At 69.8% G+C, this 20,972-nt stretch carries 18 protein-coding genes; 11 read left to right on the top strand and 7 right to left on the bottom strand.

Features of this window, described 5'->3' with window-relative positions:
• Positions 1–3: 3 nt before the first annotated feature.
• Both glmS and HPO96_RS27250 read left to right on the top strand, forming a co-directional pair.
• Positions 4–1,824, top strand: coding sequence for a glutamine--fructose-6-phosphate transaminase (isomerizing) (gene glmS, locus HPO96_RS27245; RefSeq protein WP_171677187.1), 1,821 nt, complete (start codon positions 4–6; stop codon positions 1,822–1,824).
• Between the two features lie 74 nt (positions 1,825–1,898).
• Positions 1,899–3,713: a hypothetical protein gene (locus HPO96_RS27250; RefSeq protein WP_171677188.1), complete on the top strand. Its 1,815-nt coding sequence runs from the start codon at positions 1,899–1,901 to the stop codon at positions 3,711–3,713.
• Here the strand turns inward: HPO96_RS27250 and HPO96_RS27255 are convergent.
• Genes HPO96_RS27255 through HPO96_RS27265 form a run of 3 tightly spaced genes read right to left on the bottom strand, consistent with a single transcriptional unit; the run spans position 3,710 to position 6,719 of the window.
• Entirely contained in the window at positions 3,710–5,161 is a 1,452-nt protein-coding gene (locus HPO96_RS27255; RefSeq protein WP_171677189.1) for a tripartite tricarboxylate transporter permease, read from the bottom strand. The two genes, HPO96_RS27250 and HPO96_RS27255, sit on opposite strands and share 4 nt — an antisense overlap.
• Positions 5,161–5,733 (bottom strand): tripartite tricarboxylate transporter TctB family protein, encoded by a 573-nt coding sequence (locus tag HPO96_RS39265; RefSeq protein WP_171677190.1) that lies wholly within the window; start codon positions 5,731–5,733, stop codon positions 5,161–5,163. The genes HPO96_RS27255 and HPO96_RS39265 overlap by 1 nt, the downstream gene beginning before the upstream one ends.
• Positions 5,730–6,719 carry a Bug family tripartite tricarboxylate transporter substrate binding protein gene (locus HPO96_RS27265; RefSeq protein ID WP_171677191.1) on the bottom strand — a complete coding sequence of 330 codons (990 nt, stop codon included), beginning with the start codon at positions 6,717–6,719 and terminating at the stop codon, positions 5,730–5,732. Before HPO96_RS27265 ends, HPO96_RS39265 begins: the two co-directional genes overlap by 4 nt.
• Before the next feature lie 73 nt (positions 6,720–6,792).
• On the opposite strand from HPO96_RS27265, the gene HPO96_RS27270 reads away from it, so the two are divergent.
• The 6 genes from HPO96_RS27270 to mmuM are packed head-to-tail and all read left to right on the top strand — an operon-like array spanning position 6,793 to position 12,862.
• Positions 6,793–7,671 (top strand): LysR substrate-binding domain-containing protein, encoded by an 879-nt coding sequence (locus tag HPO96_RS27270; RefSeq protein WP_171677192.1) that lies wholly within the window; start codon positions 6,793–6,795, stop codon positions 7,669–7,671.
• A gap of 51 nt (positions 7,672–7,722) precedes the next feature.
• Positions 7,723–8,628 carry a 5-dehydro-4-deoxyglucarate dehydratase gene (kdgD, locus tag HPO96_RS27275; RefSeq protein ID WP_337796831.1) on the top strand — a complete coding sequence of 302 codons (906 nt, stop codon included), beginning with the start codon at positions 7,723–7,725 and terminating at the stop codon, positions 8,626–8,628.
• Positions 8,625–9,947 (top strand): enolase C-terminal domain-like protein, encoded by a 1,323-nt coding sequence (locus HPO96_RS27280; RefSeq protein WP_171677193.1) that lies wholly within the window; start codon positions 8,625–8,627, stop codon positions 9,945–9,947. Before kdgD ends, HPO96_RS27280 begins: the two co-directional genes overlap by 4 nt.
• Positions 9,948–9,977: 30 nt before the next feature.
• Entirely contained in the window at positions 9,978–11,045 is a 1,068-nt protein-coding gene (locus tag HPO96_RS27285; RefSeq protein ID WP_171677194.1) for an esterase-like activity of phytase family protein, read from the top strand.
• A gap of 43 nt (positions 11,046–11,088) precedes the next feature.
• A complete protein-coding gene (locus HPO96_RS27290; protein WP_171677195.1) occupies positions 11,089–11,985 on the top strand; it encodes an FAD-dependent oxidoreductase in 897 nt (298 codons plus the stop codon).
• Positions 11,975–12,862 carry a homocysteine S-methyltransferase gene (mmuM, locus tag HPO96_RS27295; protein WP_202886458.1) on the top strand — a complete coding sequence of 296 codons (888 nt, stop codon included), beginning with the start codon at positions 11,975–11,977 and terminating at the stop codon, positions 12,860–12,862. Before HPO96_RS27290 ends, mmuM begins: the two co-directional genes overlap by 11 nt.
• On the opposite strand, the gene pdxR is transcribed toward mmuM, so the two are convergent.
• The gene (gene pdxR / locus HPO96_RS27300; RefSeq protein WP_171677197.1) at positions 12,836–14,215 is read right to left on the bottom strand and encodes a MocR-like pyridoxine biosynthesis transcription factor PdxR; all 1,380 of its coding nucleotides are present in this window, start codon (positions 14,213–14,215) and stop codon (positions 12,836–12,838) included. The two genes, mmuM and pdxR, sit on opposite strands and share 27 nt — an antisense overlap.
• A 46-nt stretch (positions 14,216–14,261) precedes the next feature.
• Here pdxR and HPO96_RS27305 point away from each other — a divergent pair, with 46 nt between their 5' ends.
• Entirely contained in the window at positions 14,262–14,717 is a 456-nt protein-coding gene (locus tag HPO96_RS27305) for a carboxymuconolactone decarboxylase family protein (RefSeq protein WP_171677198.1), read from the top strand.
• Between the two features lie 7 nt (positions 14,718–14,724).
• Positions 14,725–15,426 carry an isocitrate lyase/PEP mutase family protein gene (locus HPO96_RS27310; RefSeq protein WP_171677199.1) on the top strand — a complete coding sequence of 234 codons (702 nt, stop codon included), beginning with the start codon at positions 14,725–14,727 and terminating at the stop codon, positions 15,424–15,426.
• Positions 15,427–15,459: 33 nt separating this feature from the next.
• Here the strand turns inward: HPO96_RS27310 and HPO96_RS39735 are convergent, their stop codons facing one another.
• Together HPO96_RS39735 and HPO96_RS27320 are read right to left on the bottom strand one after the other, a co-directional pair.
• Positions 15,460–16,443, bottom strand: a complete 984-nt coding sequence (locus HPO96_RS39735; RefSeq protein ID WP_171677200.1) for a LuxR C-terminal-related transcriptional regulator — start codon at positions 16,441–16,443, stop codon at positions 15,460–15,462.
• 111 nt (positions 16,444–16,554) lie between these two features.
• Positions 16,555–18,360 carry a hypothetical protein gene (locus HPO96_RS27320; RefSeq protein ID WP_202886459.1) on the bottom strand — a complete coding sequence of 602 codons (1,806 nt, stop codon included), beginning with the start codon at positions 18,358–18,360 and terminating at the stop codon, positions 16,555–16,557.
• A gap of 143 nt (positions 18,361–18,503) precedes the next feature.
• Between HPO96_RS27320 and HPO96_RS27325 the strand changes: the two genes are divergently transcribed.
• The gene (locus tag HPO96_RS27325) at positions 18,504–18,989 is read left to right on the top strand and encodes a pyridoxamine 5'-phosphate oxidase family protein (protein ID WP_171677201.1); all 486 of its coding nucleotides are present in this window, start codon (positions 18,504–18,506) and stop codon (positions 18,987–18,989) included.
• On the opposite strand, the gene HPO96_RS27330 is transcribed toward HPO96_RS27325, so the two are convergent.
• The gene (locus HPO96_RS27330; protein ID WP_171677202.1) at positions 18,986–20,968 is read right to left on the bottom strand and encodes a protein meaA; all 1,983 of its coding nucleotides are present in this window, start codon (positions 20,966–20,968) and stop codon (positions 18,986–18,988) included. The genes HPO96_RS27325 and HPO96_RS27330 overlap by 4 nt on opposite strands.
• Positions 20,969–20,972: the final 4 nt, after the last annotated feature.

A 20,972-nucleotide genomic window follows, 5' to 3' on the forward strand; every position in this document is an offset into this window, starting at 1 on the left:
CACATGTGCGGAATCGTCGGGTACGTCGGCACCAAGCCGGCCGCGCCCATCCTGGTGGACGGACTGGCCCGGCTGGAGTACCGCGGCTACGACTCGGCAGGAGTCGCCGTCCTCGGATCCAGCGAGCTGAAGGTGCACAAGGACGCCGGCCGGGTCCGTGAGCTGGAGGCGTCGCTGCCGAAGCGGTTCGGCGGCAAGCTCGGCATCGGCCACACCCGCTGGGCGACCCACGGCGGCCCGAGCAAGGACAACGCGCACCCGCACGCCAGCGGTAACGAGCGGATCGCCGTCGTCCACAACGGCATCTTCGACAACGCGGGCGCGCTGCGCAGCCAGCTCGAGGACGCCGGTGTCAAGCTGCGCTCCGAGACCGACACCGAGGTCCTGGCGCACCTGATCGAGCAGTCCGACGGCGCCACCCTCGAGGAGAAGGTGATGGCCGCGCTGCGCCGGATCGAGGGCACCTACGGCATCGCCGTGGTCGACCTCGACTTCCCGGACCGGATCGTCGTCGCCCGTAACGGCAGCCCGCTGATCCTCGGTATCGGCGACGGCGAGATGCACGTCGCCTCCGACGCGGCCGCGCTGATCCGCTACACCCGCCAGGTCGTCTACCTGGACGACGGCGAGATGGCGACCGTCAAGGCCGACGGCTACCGCACCTTCACCCAGGACGCCTCGCCGACCACCAAGACCGCCAAGACGGTCGACTGGGAGGCCGACGAGTACGAGCGCGGCCTGCACGAGCACTTCATGATGAAGGAGATCCACGAGCAGCCGGACGCCGTCGGCCGCGCGCTCCGCGGTCGCCTGGACGAGCGCTTCCACACCGTCCACCTGGGCGGCCTGAACATGGACGCCCGCGAGGCGCGCGAGATCAAGCGGGTCAAGATCCTCGGCTGCGGCTCGGCGTACTACGCCGGTCAGATGGGCGCCCAGTTCATCGAGGAGGTGGCCCGGATCCCCGCCGACGCCGAGCCGGCGTCGGAGTTCCGCTACCGCAACCCGGTGGTCGAGCGGGACACGCTGTACATCGCGGTCAGCCAGTCCGGCGAGACGCTGGACACGCTGGTCGCCGTCCAGGAGCTGAAGCGCAAGGGCGGCCGGGTGATCGGCCTGGTGAACGCGGTCGGCTCCAGCATCGCCCGCGCCGTCGACGGCGGCGTCTACCTGCACGCCGGCCCGGAGGTCTCGGTCGCCTCGACCAAGGCGCTGACCAACATGGCCGTCGCGTTCGCGATGCTCGGCATCCACCTCGGCCGGATCCGCGACGTCTCCCCGGCCGACGGCCGCCGTCTCATCGACGGCCTGAAGAAGCTCCCCGAGCACATCGCCTCGATCGTCGCCCAGGAGGAGCAGCTGGCCGAGATCGCCGGCCGCCTCGCCCAGCACGAGAGCCTGTTCTTCGTCGGCCGCACCCGCGGCTACCCGGTCGCCCGCGAAGGCGCGCAGAAGCTCAAGGAGATCTCCTACCGGCACGCCGAGGCGTACCAGACCTCCGAGCTCAAGCACGGCCCGCTCGCGCTGATCTCGCCGGACGTCCCGAGTGTCGCGATCGTCCCGCAGGACGAGCTGCTCGACCGCAACATCGGCGCCCTGCACGAGATCGCCGCTCGCTCCGGCCCGCTGTACGTCGTCACCCACCCGGACGTCGACGTCCCGGACGGCGTCGCCGCGCAGATCGTCGTCCCGAAGAACGAGCCCGAGCTGGACCCGATCCTGCTCACGATCCCGCTCCAGATCCTCGCGTACTACGCCGCCGTCGCTCTCGGCCACGACGTCGACAAGCCGCGGAACCTGGCCAAGTCGGTCACCGTCGAGTAATAGCTCCACGGCTCTGCCCGCGTCCCTGCCCGATCAGGCAGGGACGCGGGCTTTCGCTTACCTAGCCTGGAGTGGTGAGCGGCACCGAGCACGCCGTCGCCGAGGCGGCCGCACCGAAACAGGCCACCGCACAGCCGGCCTCCACCGCGAAGACCCCGAACAGCGCCTTCGCCACCCTCGGCCCCTGGCTGCGCGCGGAGACCCAGCCCGCTCTCGACGCCCTGGCCGCGAACCCCATCGACCTGCCGACCGTCCTGACGACGCTGAATCGGTTCTCGACCGACGACATCGTGAAGGTCTTCCGGGCCGCGAGCGCCAAGAAGCGCACCGAACTCGGCACCCGCCTCGCCACCGAGCAACTGCCCGCCGTCGACGTCCCCCGCTTCGCCCTCGCCGTCAAGATGGCCAACAACCCCGGCGCGGCCGCGGCCCGCGCGAGCCGGCTGCACGACCTGATCCGCGGCGGCGACGTGCAAAGCGCGTACGAACTCCTGAACGGCCTGGCCGTCGCCGACCAGGAGCGAGCGCTGAACGTCCTCGACAAGGCCCACTGGAACACCCTGGCCAACGGCCTCGACAAAGCCACCGGCGTCGACGCCCCATGGCTCGGCACGCTGCTCGGCGGCGTCCGCGGCGCCCCGGTCACCGCCACCATGACGTCGTACACCTGGCTCAACGGCCAGGACGCCGCCACCGGCGCCGCTTGGGCTGCCGACCAGCCCGACGACCGCCTCACCTTCATGCTCCGCAAACTCGCCACTGCCGGTGCCGTCCGCACCGACCGCCTCCAAGCCATGCTCACCGCCGGCCAAGTCCGCCGCCTCGGACCCGACGTCGCCCCCGACCAAGCCGCCCGGGTCGAGGCCTCCCTGGCCGGTCTGCCATCGGACCAGCGTGCCGCGATCCGCGACTACCTCGGCCTCCCCGCCCCCGCCATCCCCGAAGCCTCCGCCGAGCCGACCAGCCGGAACTTCGCGAAGGAGCCGAAGGAGTTCACCAAGCCCTCCCCGGCGCTGGAGCAGAGCTGCCAGAACCTCTTCGGCCAGACCTACGCCGAGCTGCTCGGCACCATGCAGGACGTCCACGCCTTCGGAGTCAAAGCGACGGTGCACCCGCAGCTCGCGCTGGTCCTGCAGCGGGCGGACGCGATCGCCCGGCAGCAGATCGCCGCCACCGAGGGCCGCCCGATGGAGTCCGCCGACTGGGGCGTCACCGGCATGCTCGGCCTGGGCGGGCCGGGCCGCGGCTTCCACACGTTCGGGCTGGCCGTCGATCTCAACTACGCGACCATGCCGTACCTGATGAACGAAGGCGCCGGATCCAAGCGGGAGAAGCCACTCGACGACCGGCTTCAGCTGATCTACCACCGGATCGCCTGGCTGATGCTCGGCCGGAAGTCGACGATCCCCGCGGGGCCGTGGACGTACGACGCACATGCCGCGGAGTCCCAGGCGATGCGCGACTACTTTGCCCTCCGCAACGATCCGGCGGCGCTGCGGGCGCGGGTCGAGGGGCGCGAGGCCGCCGTCCTGAAGGGCGTGTTCGGCGACCTGCCCCCGGACGCGGCCACGCTACGCGAGCTCATCGACAAGGATCACGACCAGCTGACGGCGGCACCCGAGGTGAACCCGGCGCTACCGCTGAAGGACGGCAAACCGCAGACGATGGACTCGCCGTTCGATCCGAAGAAGGGGCACTCCGATCCGAGCGGCGGCTACCTGAGCATTCGCAAGGAAATCGTCGAGGCGCTGAAGCAGGCCGACCCGGCGATGCGCTGGGGCGGCGCGGACTTCGGCAAGGAGACCGGCGACCTCATGCACTTCGACCTCGGCGCCGGGATCGCCCAGGATCCCGACACCAAGATCTTCGCGCGGAAGAAGAAGGGTTAGGGCTTCCTCCGGCGGAGTTTGCCGAAGGCGGGGAGCAGGAGGACCAGGAGCAGGACGGCGAGGACAGTGCCGGAGATGGGGCGGGTGAGGAAGCCGGCCGGGTTGCCGTCGAAGAGCAGGAGGGACTGGCGGACGGCGGTTTCGAGGAGGGAGCCGAGGACGAAGGCGAGGACGAGCGGGCCGGGTTCGAAGCCGAACTTCTTCATCAGGTAGCCGAGCACGCCGAAGGCGACGACGAGGAAGATGTCGAAGACCTGGTTGGCCACGGTGTAGACGCCGATCAGGGTGATCAGGACGGTGATCGGCGCGAGGACCGCGGGACGGACGCGGAGGATCTTCACGAACAGGCCGACCATCGGGATGCTCATGATCAGCAGCAGGACGTTGCCGACGTACATCGAGTTCACGACGCCCCAGAACAGGTCGGGGTGGTCGGTGATCAGCTGCGGGCCGGGCGGGATGCCGTGGATGAGCAGGGCGCCGAACAGCAGCGCCATCGTGGCGTTGGCGGGGATGCCGAGGGTGAGCAGCGGGATGAACGACGAGGTGGCGGCCGCGTTGTTGGCGGTCTCCGGCGCGGCGACGCCCTCGACCGCGCCTTGGCCGAACCGCCCCGGGTGCTTGGCGCGGCGCTTCTCGACGGCGTACGCGACCAGGGACGACAGGGTCGCGCCGCCGCCGGGCAGGACGCCGAGCGCGAAACCGATCACCGAGCCGCGGCCGATCGCGCCGCCGGATTTTCTGAGGTCCGCGCGGGACGGCCAGACGTTGGCGACCGCGGCCGGCGGTGCGGCGGTGCGATGCCGCTGCTCCAGGTTGTAGAGGATCTCGCCGAGCCCGAACAGCCCCATCGCGATCGGCACGAAGTCGATGCCGTCGGCAAGGTTCAGGGTGTCGAAGGTGAATCGGCTCGCGCCGGTGAAGGTGTCCCGGCCGACGGTTGCCAGCAGCAACCCGAGGCCCGCGGCGATGACGGCCTTCGTCCGGCCGCCGTTGCCGACGGTCGCCACCAGCAGGACGCCGAACAGCGCCAGCGCCGCGTACTCGGGCGGCCCGAAGTCGAGCGCGACCGCAGCCACCACCGGCGCGAGCAGGGTGAGCCCGACGATCGACACGGTTCCGCCGATGAACGATCCGATCGCGGCGATCCCCAGCGCCGTACCGGCTTTTCCTTGTCTGGCCAGCGCATGGCCGTCGAACACGGTGACCACCGACGAGGCCTCACCGGGCAGTTTGAGCAGCACCGACGTGATCGTGCCGCCGTACTGCGCGCCGTAGAAGATGCCCGCCAGCAGGATGATCGCCGACACCGGCTCCACCCCGTACGTGACCGGTAGCAGGATCGCGATCGTTGCCGCTGGCCCCAATCCGGGCAGGACGCCGATCAGCATCCCGATCACGACGCCGATCAGGCAGTACAGCAGGTTCAGCGGCTCCAGGAACTCCATCAGATCAACCGCGGCAAGGGAATCTCGAGCAGCACCACGAACACCCCGTAGAACGCCGCCACCGTCCCCACGCTCACCACGACCGACAGCCCCCAAGCCTCCTTACCCAGCACCCGCATCCAAGCCAGCAACAACACCACCGAAGGAATCTCGAACCCCACCAACGGCAACAACACCGCAAACCCCACCAGCCCAACCACCACCCCCGCCACCCGCCGGCTCGCGCGGGTAAACCGCTCGGTATCAGCCGCCCCACGCCCACTGACCCCAAGCACCACAGCCAGCCCGGTGATCAACAAACTCACTGCAAACGGCCACAACCCCGGCCCAGGCGCCGTCAACCGCCCCACCCCAAGCCCCCAAGACCCAACCAGCCCCGCAACCCCAACCCCACCCGCAACAACCGCAGCCCCCACCTGATACCAAGCCCCACCCGGCACAGCCCCGTCGACAGCGCCGGTTGCCCCGGGCCCATGCTCCGGAGCCCCAGCCCGCCCGTCCGCCCCGCCGCTCCGCGGCCCGTCCGCTCCCCCGGCGGTCCCGCCCGGCGAGCCGTCCGTCTCCTCGCTCACTTGTTGGCGCCCAGGGTGAGTTTGTACTGGTCGATCTGGGCTTTGTACTTCGTGGCGTACTGGTCGAGGATCTTGTGGACTTCGCCGGGGGTGACCTCGATCGGGGTCAGGCAGTGGTTGTCGTTGAACTGCTGGTAGGCGTCGGTGGCGAAGGTCTTCTTGGCGGCGTCGGCGAGCTTGGTCTTGACGGCGTCCGGCGTGCCCTTGGGCGCGGTCAGGAAGCGGTACTGGGAGACGACGACGTCGAAGCCCTGCTCCTTGGCCGTCGCCACGTCGGGGAGGAACTTGATCCGGGCGTCCGAGAAGACCGCGAGCGGCACGACCTTCTTCGCCTTGATCTGCGCGATGCTGTCGCCGACCTGGATGGTCGCGACGTCGATCTGACTGCCCAGCAACGCGGTCAGCGCCGGGGCGCCGCCGTCGAACGGGACGTCGGCGGCCGGGATCCCCGCCTGTTCGAAGGTGAGCGCCGACGCCAGCTGCGCGCCCGTCCCGACCCCGGTGGTGCCGTACTTGAGGCTCTTCCCGCCCTTGCGCAGATCCGCGATCGTCTTCGCCCCGGACGCCGCCGGCGCGAGCAGCACGAAATCGTCCTGCGAGATCCCGCCGATCAGCTCGAAGTCGTCGATCGAGACCGCCTCGGCGCCCGACACCGCGAGCGGCGTGATCGTGAACAGCGACGCGTTCTGGACGGCGATCTGGTACCCGTCCGGCTTCGCGGCCGCCAGCTCCTTCGCGTTCAGCGCGCCGTTCGCCCCGGGTTTGTTCACCACCGGTACGGCGACGCCCAGCTCCCGGCCGATACCCTCGGCAAGGGCCCGGGTGATCAGGTCGGTGCTGCCGCCGGGCGCGTTGCCGACGCTCATCTGGATGTTGCCGGTCGGGTACTCACCGGCGCCGCCAGTGGCGGTCGTCTTCACCCCACCGCAGCCGGTCAGCGAAACGACGGCGGCCGCGATCAGCACTGCGTGGCGGTTGAGCTTCATTGCGTGAGCGTAGGAACGCTCGTCGATGCGTGTCCAAGGCTGTTTCGGCATCGAGTGATACCTTTCGGGAATCATGTTCTCGCTCGACCAGCTGAGCGCGTTCGTCGCCGTCGCCGAGGAGCTGCATTTCGGCCGCGCCGCCGAGCGGCTCAACATGACGCAGCCGCCGCTGAGCCGGCAGGTCCAGAAACTGGAGCGCGCCGTCGGCGTCCGGCTGCTCGAACGCGACAACCGCCGCGTCGTGCTGACCGAGGCCGGGCAGGCGTTCCTGACCGAGGCCCGCCGGATGCTCGCCCTGGTCGACACCGCCGGCGATCTCGCCCGCCGCGTCGACAGCGGCGCCGCCGGGACGCTCCGGCTCGGTTTCACCGCCGTCACCGCGATCCGCACCCTCGGCCCGTTCCTCCGGCAGATCTCCGACGAGCTCCCGGACGTCGACGTGATCCTGCACGAGCGGGTCACCCCGGCCCAGGTCGACGGCCTGCTGCACGGCGAGCTCGACCTCGCGCTCGGCCGCCCGCCCTTCGACACGACGCTGCTGGACTCCCGGATCGTCGTCCGCGAGTCCCTGTGCGCCGTCCTGCCCGCCGACCACCGGCTCGCCGGGCTCTACCGCACGCTGACCGCGGCGGATTTCGCCGACGAGCAGGTGATCAGCTACGACCCGGCCCGCGCGGGCTACTTCCACGAGCTGACCGTCCGCTTCCTCGCGGGATCCCAGCACCGGATCACCCAGCGCGTGCAGCAGGTCCTGACCGTGGTGCTGCTGGTCGCGGCCGGTCGCGGGGTCGCGCTCGTCCCGGAGTCCGCGCTCGATCTCGGCGTACCGGGGGTGACGTACCGCGAGATCGCGCTCCCGGGCGAGCCGGTCGAGCTCCATGCGATCTGGCGGCGCGACTCGACCAGCCCGGTGCTGCGCCGGGTCTTGGCGATGCTCTCAGAGCATCAATAGATCCAAAAGCAGTCTTGGACAGGTATCCACCAGACTTCCTACGCTGACCAGGTGACTCCCACCGAACTCGCCGCCCAGCTGAAGACCGGACTGCTCTCGTTCCCCGTCACGCCCTTCCATGACGACCTGACCTTCAACGAGGCCGCCTACCGCGAGCACCTGTCCTGGCTCAGCCAGTACGACGTCGCCGGCCTGTTCGCCGCCGGCGGGACCGGCGAGGGCTTCTCGCTCACCCCGGCCGAGATCGACACCGTCGTCCGCGCCGCGGTCTCCGAGGTGGCCGGCAAGGTGCCGGTGATCGCGCCCGCCACCGGCGGGACGGCCGCCGCGATCGAGCAGGCGCGCGCCGCCGAGGCCGCGGGCGCCGACGGGCTGTTGCTGCTGCCGCCGTACCTGACCGAGGCCGGTCAGCGCGGTCTGGTCGAGCACGTCTCGGCCGTCTGCCGCAGTACGTCGCTCGGGATCGCCGTGTACAGCCGGGCCAATGCCGTCCTGACCGACGTCGCGGTCGCAGAGCTTGCCGACCGCAACGAAAACCTGGTCTGCCTGAAGGACGGCGTCGGCAACATCGAGCAGATGACGCGGACGTACGCCCGCGTCGGCGACCGGCTCACCTACATCGGCGGTCTGCCGACCGCCGAGACCTTCGCACTGCCGCTACTCCAGCTCGGCGTCAGCACGTACTCGTCGGCGATCTTCAACTTCGTCCCCGAGTTCGCCCTCGGCTTCTACGCCGACGTCCTGGCCCAGGACCGCGACGCCGTCTACCGCAAGCTGAACGACTTCGTCATCCCGTACCTCGACATCCGCGACCGCGCCAAGGGGTACGCCGTCTCGATCGTGAAGGCCGGCGTCCGCGCGATCGGCCGCGACGCCGGGCCGGTCCGCCCACCCCTGCAAGACCTCACCGATGACGAGTTCGCCCAGCTCACCGAGCTGATCGGGCGCGCCAAATGACGCCGAAGATTGCCTCGGTCGAGGTCGTTCCGGTCGCGGGCCACGACAGCATGCTGCTCAACCTGAGCGGTGCGCACGGCCCGTTCTTCACCCGCAACATCGTCATCGTCACCGACAGCTCGGGGAACACCGGGCTCGGCGAGGTCCCCGGCGGCGCGAAGATCGCGGCCACGATCACGGCGGCCGCGGAGCTGCTGGCCGGCCAGGAAATCGCGCGCTACCGCCAACTGCTCCGCACGGTCTCGACGACCTTCGCCCACCAGGACGCCGGTGGCCGCGGCCTGCAGACCTTCGACCTCCGGACGACGGTGCACGCCGTCACCGGGCTCGAATCCGCGCTCCTCGACCTCTTCGGCCAGCACCTCGGCGTACCGGTCGCCGAGCTGCTCGGCGACGGGCAGCAACGCGATCACGTGCCGGTCCTCGGTTACCTGTTCTACGTCGGCGACCCCGCGCAGACCGATCTCCCGTACCTCGTCGACGACGCCGGCTCCGACCGCTGGTCGCAGCTCCGCCGCCAACCGGCGCTGACCCCGGAGGCCGTCGTCGCCCTGGCCGAGGCTGCCCAGGAGCGTTACGGATTCGCCGACTTCAAACTCAAGGGCGGCGTCTTCGCGGGCGCGCGCGAGATCGAGGCGGTCCGCGCCCTGGCCGCGCGCTTCCCACAGGCCCGGATCACCGTCGACCCGAACGGCGCCTGGTCGCTCCACGAGGCCATTGCCTTGTGCAACGGCCTGGACGACGTCCTCGCGTACGTCGAGGATCCGTGCGGCGCCGAACCCGGCTTCTCCGGCCGCGAGACGATGGCCGAGTTCCGCCGCGCCACCGGGTTGCGGACGGCAACGAACATGATCGCCACCGACTGGCGTGAGCTCGCACATGCGATCCGCGCCCAAGCCGTCGACATCCCACTCGCCGACCCGCACTTCTGGACCATGGCCGGCTCCGTCCGTGTCGCCCAGCTCTGCGCCGACTTCGGCCTCACCTGGGGCTCGCACTCCAACAACCACTTCGACATCTCGCTGGCCATGTTCACCCACACCGGCGCCGCCGCACCCGACCCCATCACCGCCCTCGACACCCACTGGATCTGGCAGGACGGCCAAGCCCTCACCACCGACCCCCTCCAGATCGCCAACGGCCGCATCGCCGTCCCCACCACCCCCGGCCTCGGCATCACCCTGAACCGCGAAGCACTGGCCGCGGCCCACGAGCGCTATCTCGAATTCGGACTCGGTGCCCGCGACGACGCAGTCGCCATGCAGTATGTGATCAAGGACTGGAGTTTCGATCCGAAGCGCCCCTGTCTGGTGCGCTGATGTTCATCCGTCGTTGATCGAGGAGCTTGCATGCGTTGGCAGAAGCCGCTCGCCACTGCTGTCGTTCTCACCACTCTGACCACCACTCTCACCGCAACCGCCACCCCGCCGCCGGTCGGCGGCGCGTGCTCACCCCACGCCCGGTTCCTCGGGTTCAGTGACGCGCTGAACAAGACGACGTACGACGGCCAGCCGGTCGCCGGGTTGTCGGCGCTGAACGTCACCGGCCCGCACACCGCGACCGCGCTGGTCGACAACGTGCTCAGCACCCCGGCCCGCGTCTTCCAGCTGAAGGTCAGCAGCAAGCCGGCCGTGAGCGTGACCGGCATGACGATCCTGACCCGGCCGGACGGTACGCCGTACAACGGGCAGGACTTCGACGGCGAAGGGCTCGTGGTCGAGCGCGGCGACCGGACGATCCTGGCAACGTCCGAGCGGGAGCCGTCGATCCGGCGCTTCCGGCTCTCGGACGGCAAGGAGATCGCATCGCTGCCGGTCCCGGCGCGTTTCCAGGTTGCCCCGGCCGGCGAGGCCGCGTCGAACGGGACGTTCGAGTCGCTCACCGTAAGCCGGGACGGCCGATCGCTGTTCGCGGGGATGGAGGCGCCGCTCGCGCCGGACGGCGCTGATGCGAACCGGATCATCCGCTACACCGGCCGCTCGGGTCACGACTACCGGCCGGCCGCGCAGTACGCCTACAAGACCGACGCCGGTCTGTCGCTGGTCGAGCTGGCCTGGGTGAACCCGCAGCAGCTGGTCTCGATGGAGCGGACGTTCGTCGCGGGTGTCGGCAACACGATCCGCGTGTTCAGCGTCTCGCTGCGGCACGCGACCGACGTCACGACTCGCGCTTCGCTGGCCGATGCGCCGGCGAAGGTGTTCCTGCAGAAGAAGCTCTTGTTCGACCTGGTGAACTGCCCGCCGTCCGGTGCCGTCGCCAACCAACCGCAGCCGAACCCGTTGCTGGACAACGTGGAAGCGCTCGCGCTGGGCGGCCACCTGCCGGGCGGACGGCGACAGCTGTACCTGCTGTCCGACGACAACATCAACCCGGCGCAGACGACCCGGTTCTACTCGCTGGCCGTCGATCTGTACTGAGGTCGCCATGGCGTAACCGCCACGATCACGTGACAATGTGTGAATGCGCGTGATCGTGGTGGGTGCGGGCGTTGTCGGGTTGAGTTGCGCGGTGCGGCTGGCCGAGAGCGGGTACGAGGTCGCGGTGTTCGCGCGGGATCTGCCGTTGGAGACGACGTCGGCGGTGGCCGGGGCGATCTGGTCGCCATACCTGGCCGGGCCGGTCGAGCGGGTGGCCGGCTGGGCGCGGGCGTCGTACGACGAGTTCGTGAAGCTGGCCGAGCAGGAGTCGTCGGTGCAGCTACGGCACGGGCGGGAGGTCTACGTCGAGCGGACGCCGGAGCCGGCCTGGGCGGATGTGCTGCCGGATCTGACGCGCGTGGCGTCGCCGCCGGTTGGCTACGCGGACGGGCTGGCGTTCACCGCGCCGGTCGTCGAGATGCCGCTGTATCTGCCGGCGTTGGTGAAACGGCTGGAGGCCGCGGGCGGGACGCTGACGCGGGCCGCGCTGTCCGGCCTGCCGAGTACGGCCGATCTGGTGGTGAACTGCGCCGGTCTGGGCGCGCGGCTGACGGCCTCGGATTCGACGGTCACGCCGGTGCGCGGGCAGGTGCTGAGTGTGGCGCAATGCGGGCTGACCGAGTGGCTGATCGCGGGTGACACCGTGGTGGTGCCCCGGTCGAACGACGTGATCGTCGGTGGGACGAGCGAGGCCGGCGACTGGACACTGGCTCCGGATCCCGCCAGCAGCAAGGCGATTCTGGAGCGGGCCGCGACGTTCGTGCCACAGTTGCGGGCGGCAACGGTATTGCGGGAGCGAGTCGGTCTGCGGCCGGTCCGCCCGGAGGTTCGGTGTGAGCTGGTTGCCGATGTGATCCACTGCTACGGCCATGGCGGCGCGGGCGTCACGCTCTCGTGGGGCTGTGCCGACGAAGTGCTTGCGCTGGCCAATGGGCGCTGAGCGTCCGATCATCCTCGACGGCGGCCTGTCGAACGCCCTGGAGGATCGCGGCCACGACCTGTCCGACGCGCTCTGGTCGGCTCGGCTGCTGCGGGATGCGCCGGCGGAGATCGCCGCCGTCCATCGCACCTACTTCGCAGCCGGCGCGATGGTGGCGACCACCGCGAGCTACCAGGCGAGTGTGCGTGGGTTCGCGCAGGCCGGCGTCCCGGAGCGGGAGGCGGAGCGGTTGATCAGTTCCAGTGTGCGCATCGCACGCGACGTCCGGGACGAGTTCGGCGACGGCCGGCTGGTCGCCGCGTCGGTCGGTCCGTACGGCGCGTTCCTCGCGGACGGCTCGGAGTACCGCGGCCGGTACGGCGTCCCGGCGTCCACCTTGCGCGACTTCCACGGCCCACGCCTCGAACTGCTCATCGACGCCGCTCCCGATCTGCTCGCGATCGAGACCGTCCCGGACGTCGACGAGGCCGAAGTCCTCGTCGAGCTCCTGCGCGAGCTCGACTTCCCGGCCTGGTTCGCGTACTCCGCCGCCGACGGCAAGACCCGCGCCGGCCAGCCCCTCGCCGACGCCTTCGCCGTCACGGCGATCCCCCAAGTAGTTGCTGTTGGCATCAACTGCTGCGATCCGGACGACGTCCGGACCGCCGTCGCCACCGCCGTCGCGGTCACCTGGCGCCCCGCCGTCGCCTACCCCAACAGTGGCGCGGTCTGGAACGCGGAGGCCCGCGCCTGGGCCGGCGAGCCCGCCGACTTCGCCACCCTCGCCCCGGCCTGGGTCGCCTCCGGCGCGGCGTACGTCGGCGGCTGCTGCCAGGTCGGGCCGGCTCAGATCAGCGAGTTGGCGAAAGCCTTAGACGCCCAGCACCTGGCAAAGTAGGTCGAGGGCGCCCGGGTAGGCGTGATCGGGTGGGGTGCCGTAGCCGACGATGACGGCTTGGCGGGTGGTGGGCGCCGGAGCGTGGTGGTAGGTGGACATCGAGGCCAGGCCGAGGCCCTGGCGGGCGGCGCGGGCGACGATGTCGTCGGCGTCGGCGGGGACGTCGAGGAGGACGTGCATACCCGCGGCGATCCCGGCGACCTCGACCTTGGGGGCGCGGACGGCGAGCAGTTCGACCAGGCGGTCGCGGCGCCGCCGGTAGTGCAGGCGGGAGCGGCGGACGTGCCGGTCGTAGTGGCCGGAGGCAATGAATTCGGCCAGGACGAGTTGTTCGAGGGTGGCGGTCTGGTAATCGCTGACGCGTTTGGCGGCGACGACCGGCTCCAGCAGATGCTGTGGGAGGACCATCCAGGCCAGGCGGACGCCGGGGGCGAGGCTCTTGCTGGCGGTGCCGGTGTAGACGACGCGCTCGGGGTCGAGCGCCTGCAAGGCGCCGACGGCCTGCCGGTCGTAGCGGAACTCGCCGTCGTAGTCGTCCTCGATCAGCACCGCTCCGGTCTCGGCAGCCCACTCGACCGCCGCGGCCCGGCGCTCCGGCGCCAGTGGGACGCCGGTCGGCATCTGGTGCGCCGGGGTCAGCAGAACGGCCTGCCCGGCCAGATGCGCCACGTCGGCGCCGTCCGCATCGAGCGGGATCGGAACCGGCTGCAGACCGCGGGCGCGGATCACGTCGCGGTGCAGCGCGTAGCCGAACTCCTCGGTACCGATCGTCGTTCCGCCGAGGTTCTTGACGGTCTCGCACAGCAGGCTGAGGGCCTGGACGTAGCCGGAGCAGATCAGGATCCGCTCCGGGTCGGCGCGGACGCCGCGGGCCCGGGCCAGGTAGTCGGCGAGCGTCCGGCGCAGCTCGATCCGGCCGCGGGGGTCGCCGAGCGCGAAGGCCTCGTTGGGCGCCGCCGTCCAGGACTTGCGCGCCGCGGCCAGCCACTCGCCACGCGGGAACGTCGACACGTCAGGTGAGCCCGGCCGCAGGTCGTACCGGTACGTCGTCTCCGACGGCAGCGCGGTGGCGGGTTTCGGGGCGATCGTCGCGCGGCTCGCGACCACAGTCCCGGAGCCTTGGCGGGCGGTCAGCCAGCCTTCGGCGACGAGCTGCCCATAGGCGTCGGCGACCGTGTTCCGCGCGATGCCCAGGTCCTTGGCGAGTGATCGGGACGACGGCAACCGGGTGCCCGCGGGCAGCCGGCCGCTCCGGATCGACGCGTGCAGCGCGCTGACCAGGTCGCTCCGGCCACGGGACGCAGCCAGGTCGAGATGCAGGTCCGCACCGGAATTGGCCCCTGATTCCTCCATGGAAGTGGACCATACACCTGGGCCGATCCAGGCCTAAGTTGGTCATATGACAACCCGACGAGTGAAGCTGGCCAACCTGGCCCCCGAGTTCTACCAGGCGATGATCGCCCTCGACGCGACCGCCGGCGTCGGCCTGGACCCGCTGCTCGCGCACCTGGTCCGCGCCCGCGCCTCCCAGCTGAACGGCTGCGCCTACTGCACCGACATGCACACGCTGGACTACCTGCACGAGGGCGGCAAGCAGCAGAAGCTGAACGTGCTGCCGGTCTGGCGGGAGTCCGCCAACCTGTTCACCGCGCAGGAGCTGGCGGCCTTTGAGCTGACCGAGGCGGTCACGCTCGTCCACGACGGCCACGTGCCGGACTCGGCGTACGACGCGGCGGCCGCGCAGTTCGAGGAGAAGGACCTGGCGCAGCTGATCGCCCTGATCATCACGATCAACGCGTGGAACCGGATCGGCGTGACCGGCAAGATGGCTCCTGGCCACTACCACCCGAGCTGAGCCGGCGATGACTGCGGAAGCCTTCCGGGCCCGGCACCACTCCGGGCCCGCACTGATCCTGCCGAACGCCTGGGATCCGGTCAGCGCCAAGATCATCGCCGCGAGCGGCGCACCGGCCGTGGCAACCAGCAGCGGCGCAATGGCCCGCGTCCTTGGGTACGACGACGGCGAGCTGACTCCGGCGGCGGAAATGCTGACCGCTGTCGCCCGGGTCGTCCAGGCGGTCGACGTCCCGGTGACCGCGGACATGGAGGCCGGCTACGGCCTGGCGGCCAAGGAATTCACCGAGCGCCTACTGGAGACCGGTGTGGTCGGCTGCAACCTGGAGGACTCCGGCAGCGGCGGTCTGACCGACCTTGCTCAGTTCGCCGACTACCTCGCTGAGGTACGCGCGACCGCGGGCGCTGACCTCGTGATCAACGCCCGGGTCGACGTCTTCCTGTTCCAAGGCACCGTGGCCGATGCAGTCACGCGCGGCCGCACCTACCGCCGCGCCGGGGCGGACTGCGTCTACCCGATCTTCGCGCCGGTCGACGTCCTGCCAGAGCTGGTCGCCGAGATCGGTGGGCCGATCAACGCGCACGCCGCACCGGCCGGGCCGACACCGGCCGAGCTGATCGCCGCAGGCGCACGTCGCGTGTCCTACGGGACCAGCGTGCACAGCCACTTGATGTCGGCACTGGAGGGCTTGCTACCGAGCCTGCACTGAGCGAACGGTGGGCCGTTGCAGCGGCCCACCGTTTCAGTCCAGCAAACCCAGCCGCTGCGCCGCCGCGCCGGCGGCGAACCGAGTCGGTGCGCTGACGAACTCCATGATCGCTGCAATGTGCCGGCGGACCGTGCGCACGCTGAGCTGGAGATGCCGGGCGATCGCGTCGTCCTTGAGCCCGTGGACGAGCAGCCGGAGCACCTCACGCTCCGTGCCACTCAGACCCTTCGTCTGGTTCTGGATGACCGGAGTGGCCGTTTCCCAGAGCTGGTCGTAGTACTGCGTCAGCGCGGCGACCATTGCGGCCGACCGCACCAGCACCGCGCCAGTACTACCGCCACCCGCAAGCCCGATCAGCGCGAAATGGTCGTCGACGATCACCAGGCGCGTCGGCAGTTCATGCGTCGTCCGGACGTCGACACCTGCATCCAGAGCGGTCTGTACGCCGCGGTCGGCGAGGTACTCCGGCGTACAGAGCTCGCGGAACGTCATGGTGTCGCACTGGCCGTTGATCGGCGCCGGCAGCACAGGCTCCGGGCCTTCGCCGGTGACGATCGAGCGGTACGTGCACTGGACGGTCTGGATGGACGTCGTCCAGCGCGCGGTCAGCTCGTCGGGGTCGGTGATGACCTGGGCGAGTACCGAGGGCACGTGGTCCGACCGGCGGTCATGCAACTGCAGCTGGTGCATCTCGGCGGCGGCGACGTACCCCTGGAGGAGCCGGCCGTGCTGTTTGGTGAGCTCGTGATGGACCTGGGTCAGCAGGCCGGTCACGGCGATCAGTGGGTCGACAGCCCGGATGACCGGAGTGTTCCGGCCGGGCTGCACATAGGCGAGCTGCCGGTTCAGCAACTCCTGGTCGGTCGGGTCGCCCAGGTGCGTCACCCGGGCGCCGGTGTGGGTCAGCTCGAGGTAGGCCTCGGCGACGTCGACCGGTAGTAGTTCGCGGACGAGTTTCTCGTGTTCGGACAGACTCTGCGGCTGCCGGCCGAGGCCGGCGGTGACATTGGCAACCACGCGACATCCCCCACCAAGATCGGCCACCCGGGCGGTGGCGGTCGATGTCGCGAAATTACCATCGGCGACCCCTGGTTAGGTAGCTATCTTTCCTAAGCTGCCGGTGTCATCTCACTCACTTGTGGTCTTCTTAACAGCCCGGAGTGCGTAGACGAGCGCCCAGTCCTGGTCGTTGGCGAGGGGGTCGGCCACGTGCGCAGGTTGACCGTTCACACAGCTCGGGTAGACGAACGCACAGGTCGCCGAGCCGTCCGGTGCGAAGTTGATCAGGTTCGCCCGCAGAACGGCGTCCGCCGCGGTGTCCAGCCAGGCCGCCTGGTCTTCGGTGACCAGCTCGCGTGGCCAAGCGGCGTACACGGCGGCGCTGAGGATGGACCAGTAGTGCGGGAACACATCACCCCAGAGCCGGAGCCGCCCGAACCAGTAGCCATCCCAGTGCCGAATGGGGACGTGCCGCAGGCGTACGTCGGGCTGGTCAGCTGCGAAGGCGGTGAGCCAGGGCAGTCGCCGGGTGAGCTCGGAAGCGTCGATCTGGTCCGGTGCGGCGCGATGGGCCCACACCAGTAGCTCCAGCAGCGGAGCGACCATCGACTGCTCGTAGTTGACCTCATGGGGTGGCAGGGCGTCGCCGTACTCGACGAACGTGCGTGCGTGCCGGATGAGGTGGTCGTGCAGGCCCAGCTCGGTCAGCAGCGGGCCGAGGTCGAAGGCGAGGAAGTGGTCGCCGCCGAGCTCGTAATAGCGGTTGAGCACCCTAGTGGCGCCCTCGCGGTCGCCTTGGCCGAGGAGGAAGCGGGCGAACCAGGGGAAGTTGTAGAGCCGGATGTGGCCACGGTTGGCACTGTCCTCCTGGACTGTGCCGTCTGCGTCCACCAGATAGTCGCGGACGAACCGCTCGTACCCGGCCAGTGCCTCGTCGAGCTCGCTGCGGTCACCCCAGCCCTGGGCACGGACCTCCTGGAGCAGGAGGGCCATCCCGACCCGCTCCCGGCCGTCTGACCAGTCACGCCAGGTGTCGGAAACGACGGTGAGGCCGCTTTCGACGTCGTACGGGACGAAGGCGTGCCGGCGGCTGTCCGACAGCTCTGGTCGGCGCTGGTGATCGAGGACGAACCGCACTCGGCGTTCGGCGATGACCTGTAGCGGCTCGTGGAAGAGCAATGCGATCCGTGCACGGCCGTCGGGCGTTTCGACGTACTTCAGGCCGGGGCTGTCCGCGGTGACCGGCTCGTGGCCGCGGAGTTGGATCGTCTCGCCCACCTCGACTGTCAGCTGGTCGGCGTCGAGTAGGGGCTGCCGGTCGGCGTGGAAGGCGGGCAGGTCGGCGTACCAACCGAGCTGCCACGTCCAGCGGTACGACGCTCCCGGCGCGAGTGTGATGACCGGCTGCCCGCCCATGGCGTGCGGAGCCCGGGCGTGGTCGGTGACGTGCAGGTAGATGTGCCCGCGGATGTTGCTGCTGGTCTCCGGGTTGCGTGACTCGACGGAGTACGCCCAGAGCTCACCTTCTTTGAGCTGCAGACCCAGACCGGGCCCAGCACCGGACATGGGCACAGCCCAGACCCAGGCGTCGGCTCCCCCGGCCCAGACGTGTGCGTGAACCGCACCGGTGAGGCTCTCCTGGCTGGAGCGGTAAATGTCCCGGTACGGCGTACTGACCGCAAGTGAGCCGATCTCGACCGGCTCGGTGGTGGTGTTGCGGAGCTCGTACGTCTCCGTCCACTGCGCACCGAAGCGGCGGCCGACGCGGAGCTCGAGGTCACCCAGCTGGTAGAGCAGGTCGAGCCCGGTCTGTCGCCAGCGCACCAGCGCCGGAGTACCGAAGCGGTGGCTGCCGCGGTCGGAGACCACGAAGCCCGTGCCCCAGGCGTGCTGTTCGTCGTCCAGAAGCATCTGGCGGCCGTCGGGATTTGTCACCGCCGCTACGGTGCCGTCGTCGGCGACCTGGACCGTTCCGGGACCGAATCCGAAATTCTCCACAATTCCCCAACCTAACGATGTCGAGGACCGTGCGACGGCTCCGTCTCACTGATGACAGCAACCCAGCGGAAGGAACCGACATGACCCCCGAACAGATCTCCGAGATCCTCGCCAAGCCCTACGCGCAGCAGCTGCTCTACGGCCCGGAGCCGGCCCGGTTCGCCTACGACGGCCTGGACGGCGCCCCGCGGGTGATCCCGATCGGGTTCTGGGTGCACGGCGACCAGCTGCAGATCGCGACGCTGCCGAAGTCCGCCAAGGTCGCCGCGCTGAAGAAGAACCCCAAGGTCGCGCTGACCATCGACAAGGGCTCGTTCCCGCCCAAGGTGCTGCTGGTCCGCGGCACGGCCGAACTGGAGCTGGTCCAGGGCATCCCGGCGGGCTACCTGCACGCCGGCCACAAGGTGATGACCGACGAGCAGTACCCGGACTGGGAGGCCGGAGTGAAGGCGCTCTACACCGAGATGGTCCTCATCACCGTCACGCCGACCTGGGTCAAGCTGCTCGACTTCGAGACCACACTGCCGAAGTCCGTCGAGGACGTCATCCGGGCCAAGAGCGCCTAGATCTTGTTGGCCCGGCGGATGACGTCGACCATGTCGGACATCATTCCCGTCAGGTCGTAGTCCTTCGGGGTGTAGACCGCGGCTACTCCGGAGGCCAGCAGGGCTCTGGCGTCGGCGTCCGGGACGATGCCACCGACGACGACGGGGACATCCTCGAGGCCGGCCTCTCGCAGGCCGGCCACGACGGCCGGGACCAGCTCCATGTGGGAGCCGGACAGGATCGACAGGCCGACACAGTGCACGTCCTCGGCGACCGCGGCGGCGACGATCTGCTCCGGTGTCAGCCGGATGCCTTGGTAGATCACCTCGAAACCGACGTCACGGGCACGGACGGCGACCTGCTCGGCGCCGTTCGAGTGACCGTCCAGACCCGGCTTGCCGACCAGGAACCGCAGCCGTCCGCCAAGCTCGGTGGACGTGCTCGCGACCTTCTCCCGCACCGCGGCGATGGCCTCACCACCAGCCGAGACGCCGACCGACCCCGACACACCCGTCGGGGCGCGGTACTCGCCGAACATCTCCCGCAGCACACCAGCCCACTCACCAGTGGTGACACCAGCACGCACGCACTCCAGCGTTGCGGGCATCAGATTGTCACTGCCCTTCGCCGTCGCGCGTAGCTTCGTCAGCGCGGTTTCAACCGCCTTGGCGTCCCGCTGCGCCCGCCACTCGCGTAGCGACGCCAGAGCGGCTTGTTCGGCGGCAGGGTCGACAGTCTGGATCGCTGTGTCCAGATCGGCGGTCAACGGCGACGGCTCGGTGTTCTCGAACTTGTTGACGCCCACGACGACCTGCTCACCGGACTCGATCCGCTGCCAGCGTTCGGCATGTGACGCGACCAGCGCCTGCTTCAGATAGCCACTCTCGACCGCAGCGACCGCACCGCCCATCGCCTGCACCCGATCGATCTCCTCCCGGGCGCCCTCGACCAGCTCAGCCACCTTGGCCTCGATGACGTGAGAGCCGTCGAAGATGTCGGCGTACTCCAGCAGGTCGGACTCGTACGCGAGCACCTGCTGCATGCGCAGCGACCACTGCTGATCCCACGGCCGCGGCAGGCCGAGCGCCTCGTTCCACGCCGGCAGCTGGACCGCACGGGCGCGAGCGTTCTTCGACAGCGTCACACCGAGCATCTCGAGCACGATGCGCTGCACGTTGTTCTCCGGCTGCGCTTCGGTCAGCCCAAGCGAGTTGACCTGGACGCCGTACCGCAGCCGCCGCGCCTTCGCATCAGTGACGCCGTACCGCTCCAGCGTCAGCTCGTCCCACAGCTGGACGAACGCGCGCATCTTGCACATCTCCTCGATGAACCGGACACCCGAGTTCACGAAGAAGGAGATGCGCTGGACGACGTCGCCGAACCGCTCCGGCGGCACCTGGCCGCCGTCCCGGACCCGGTCCAGGACCGCGATGGCCGTGGACAGCGCGAACGCCAACTCCTGGACAGGCGTAGCCCCGGCCTCCTGCAGGTGGTAGCTGCAGATGTTGATCGGATTCCACTTCGGGACGTTGGCGACCGTGTAGGCGATCAGGTCGGTCGTCAGCCGCAGCGAGGCATCCGGCGGGAAGGCGTACGTACCGCGGGACAGGTACTCCTTGACGATGTCGTTCTGGGTCGTGCCGGTCAGCTCGGACGGCAGCGCGCCCTGCTCCTGCGCGGCGACCTGGTAGAGCGCCAGCAGCCACATGGCCGGCGCGTTGATTGTCATCGAGGTGTTCATCTGCGCCAGCGGGATCTGGTCGAACAGCGCACGCACATCGCCCAGATGCGCCACCGGCACCCCGACCTTGCCCACCTCGCCCTTGGCCAGCGGGTGGTCCGCGTCGTACCCGGTCTGCGTCGGCAGGTCGAACGCGACCGACAGCCCGGTCTGGCCCTTGGCCAGGTTCCGCCGGAACAGCGCATTCGACTCGGCCGCCGACGAATGCCCCGCATACGTCCGCATCACCCACGGCCGATCCCGCTCAAGGCTCGCCATGTAC

Origin of the sequence: Kribbella sandramycini (genome assembly GCF_013131805.1) — a bacterium.
Classification (GTDB): domain Bacteria; phylum Actinomycetota; class Actinomycetes; order Propionibacteriales; family Kribbellaceae; genus Kribbella; species Kribbella sandramycini.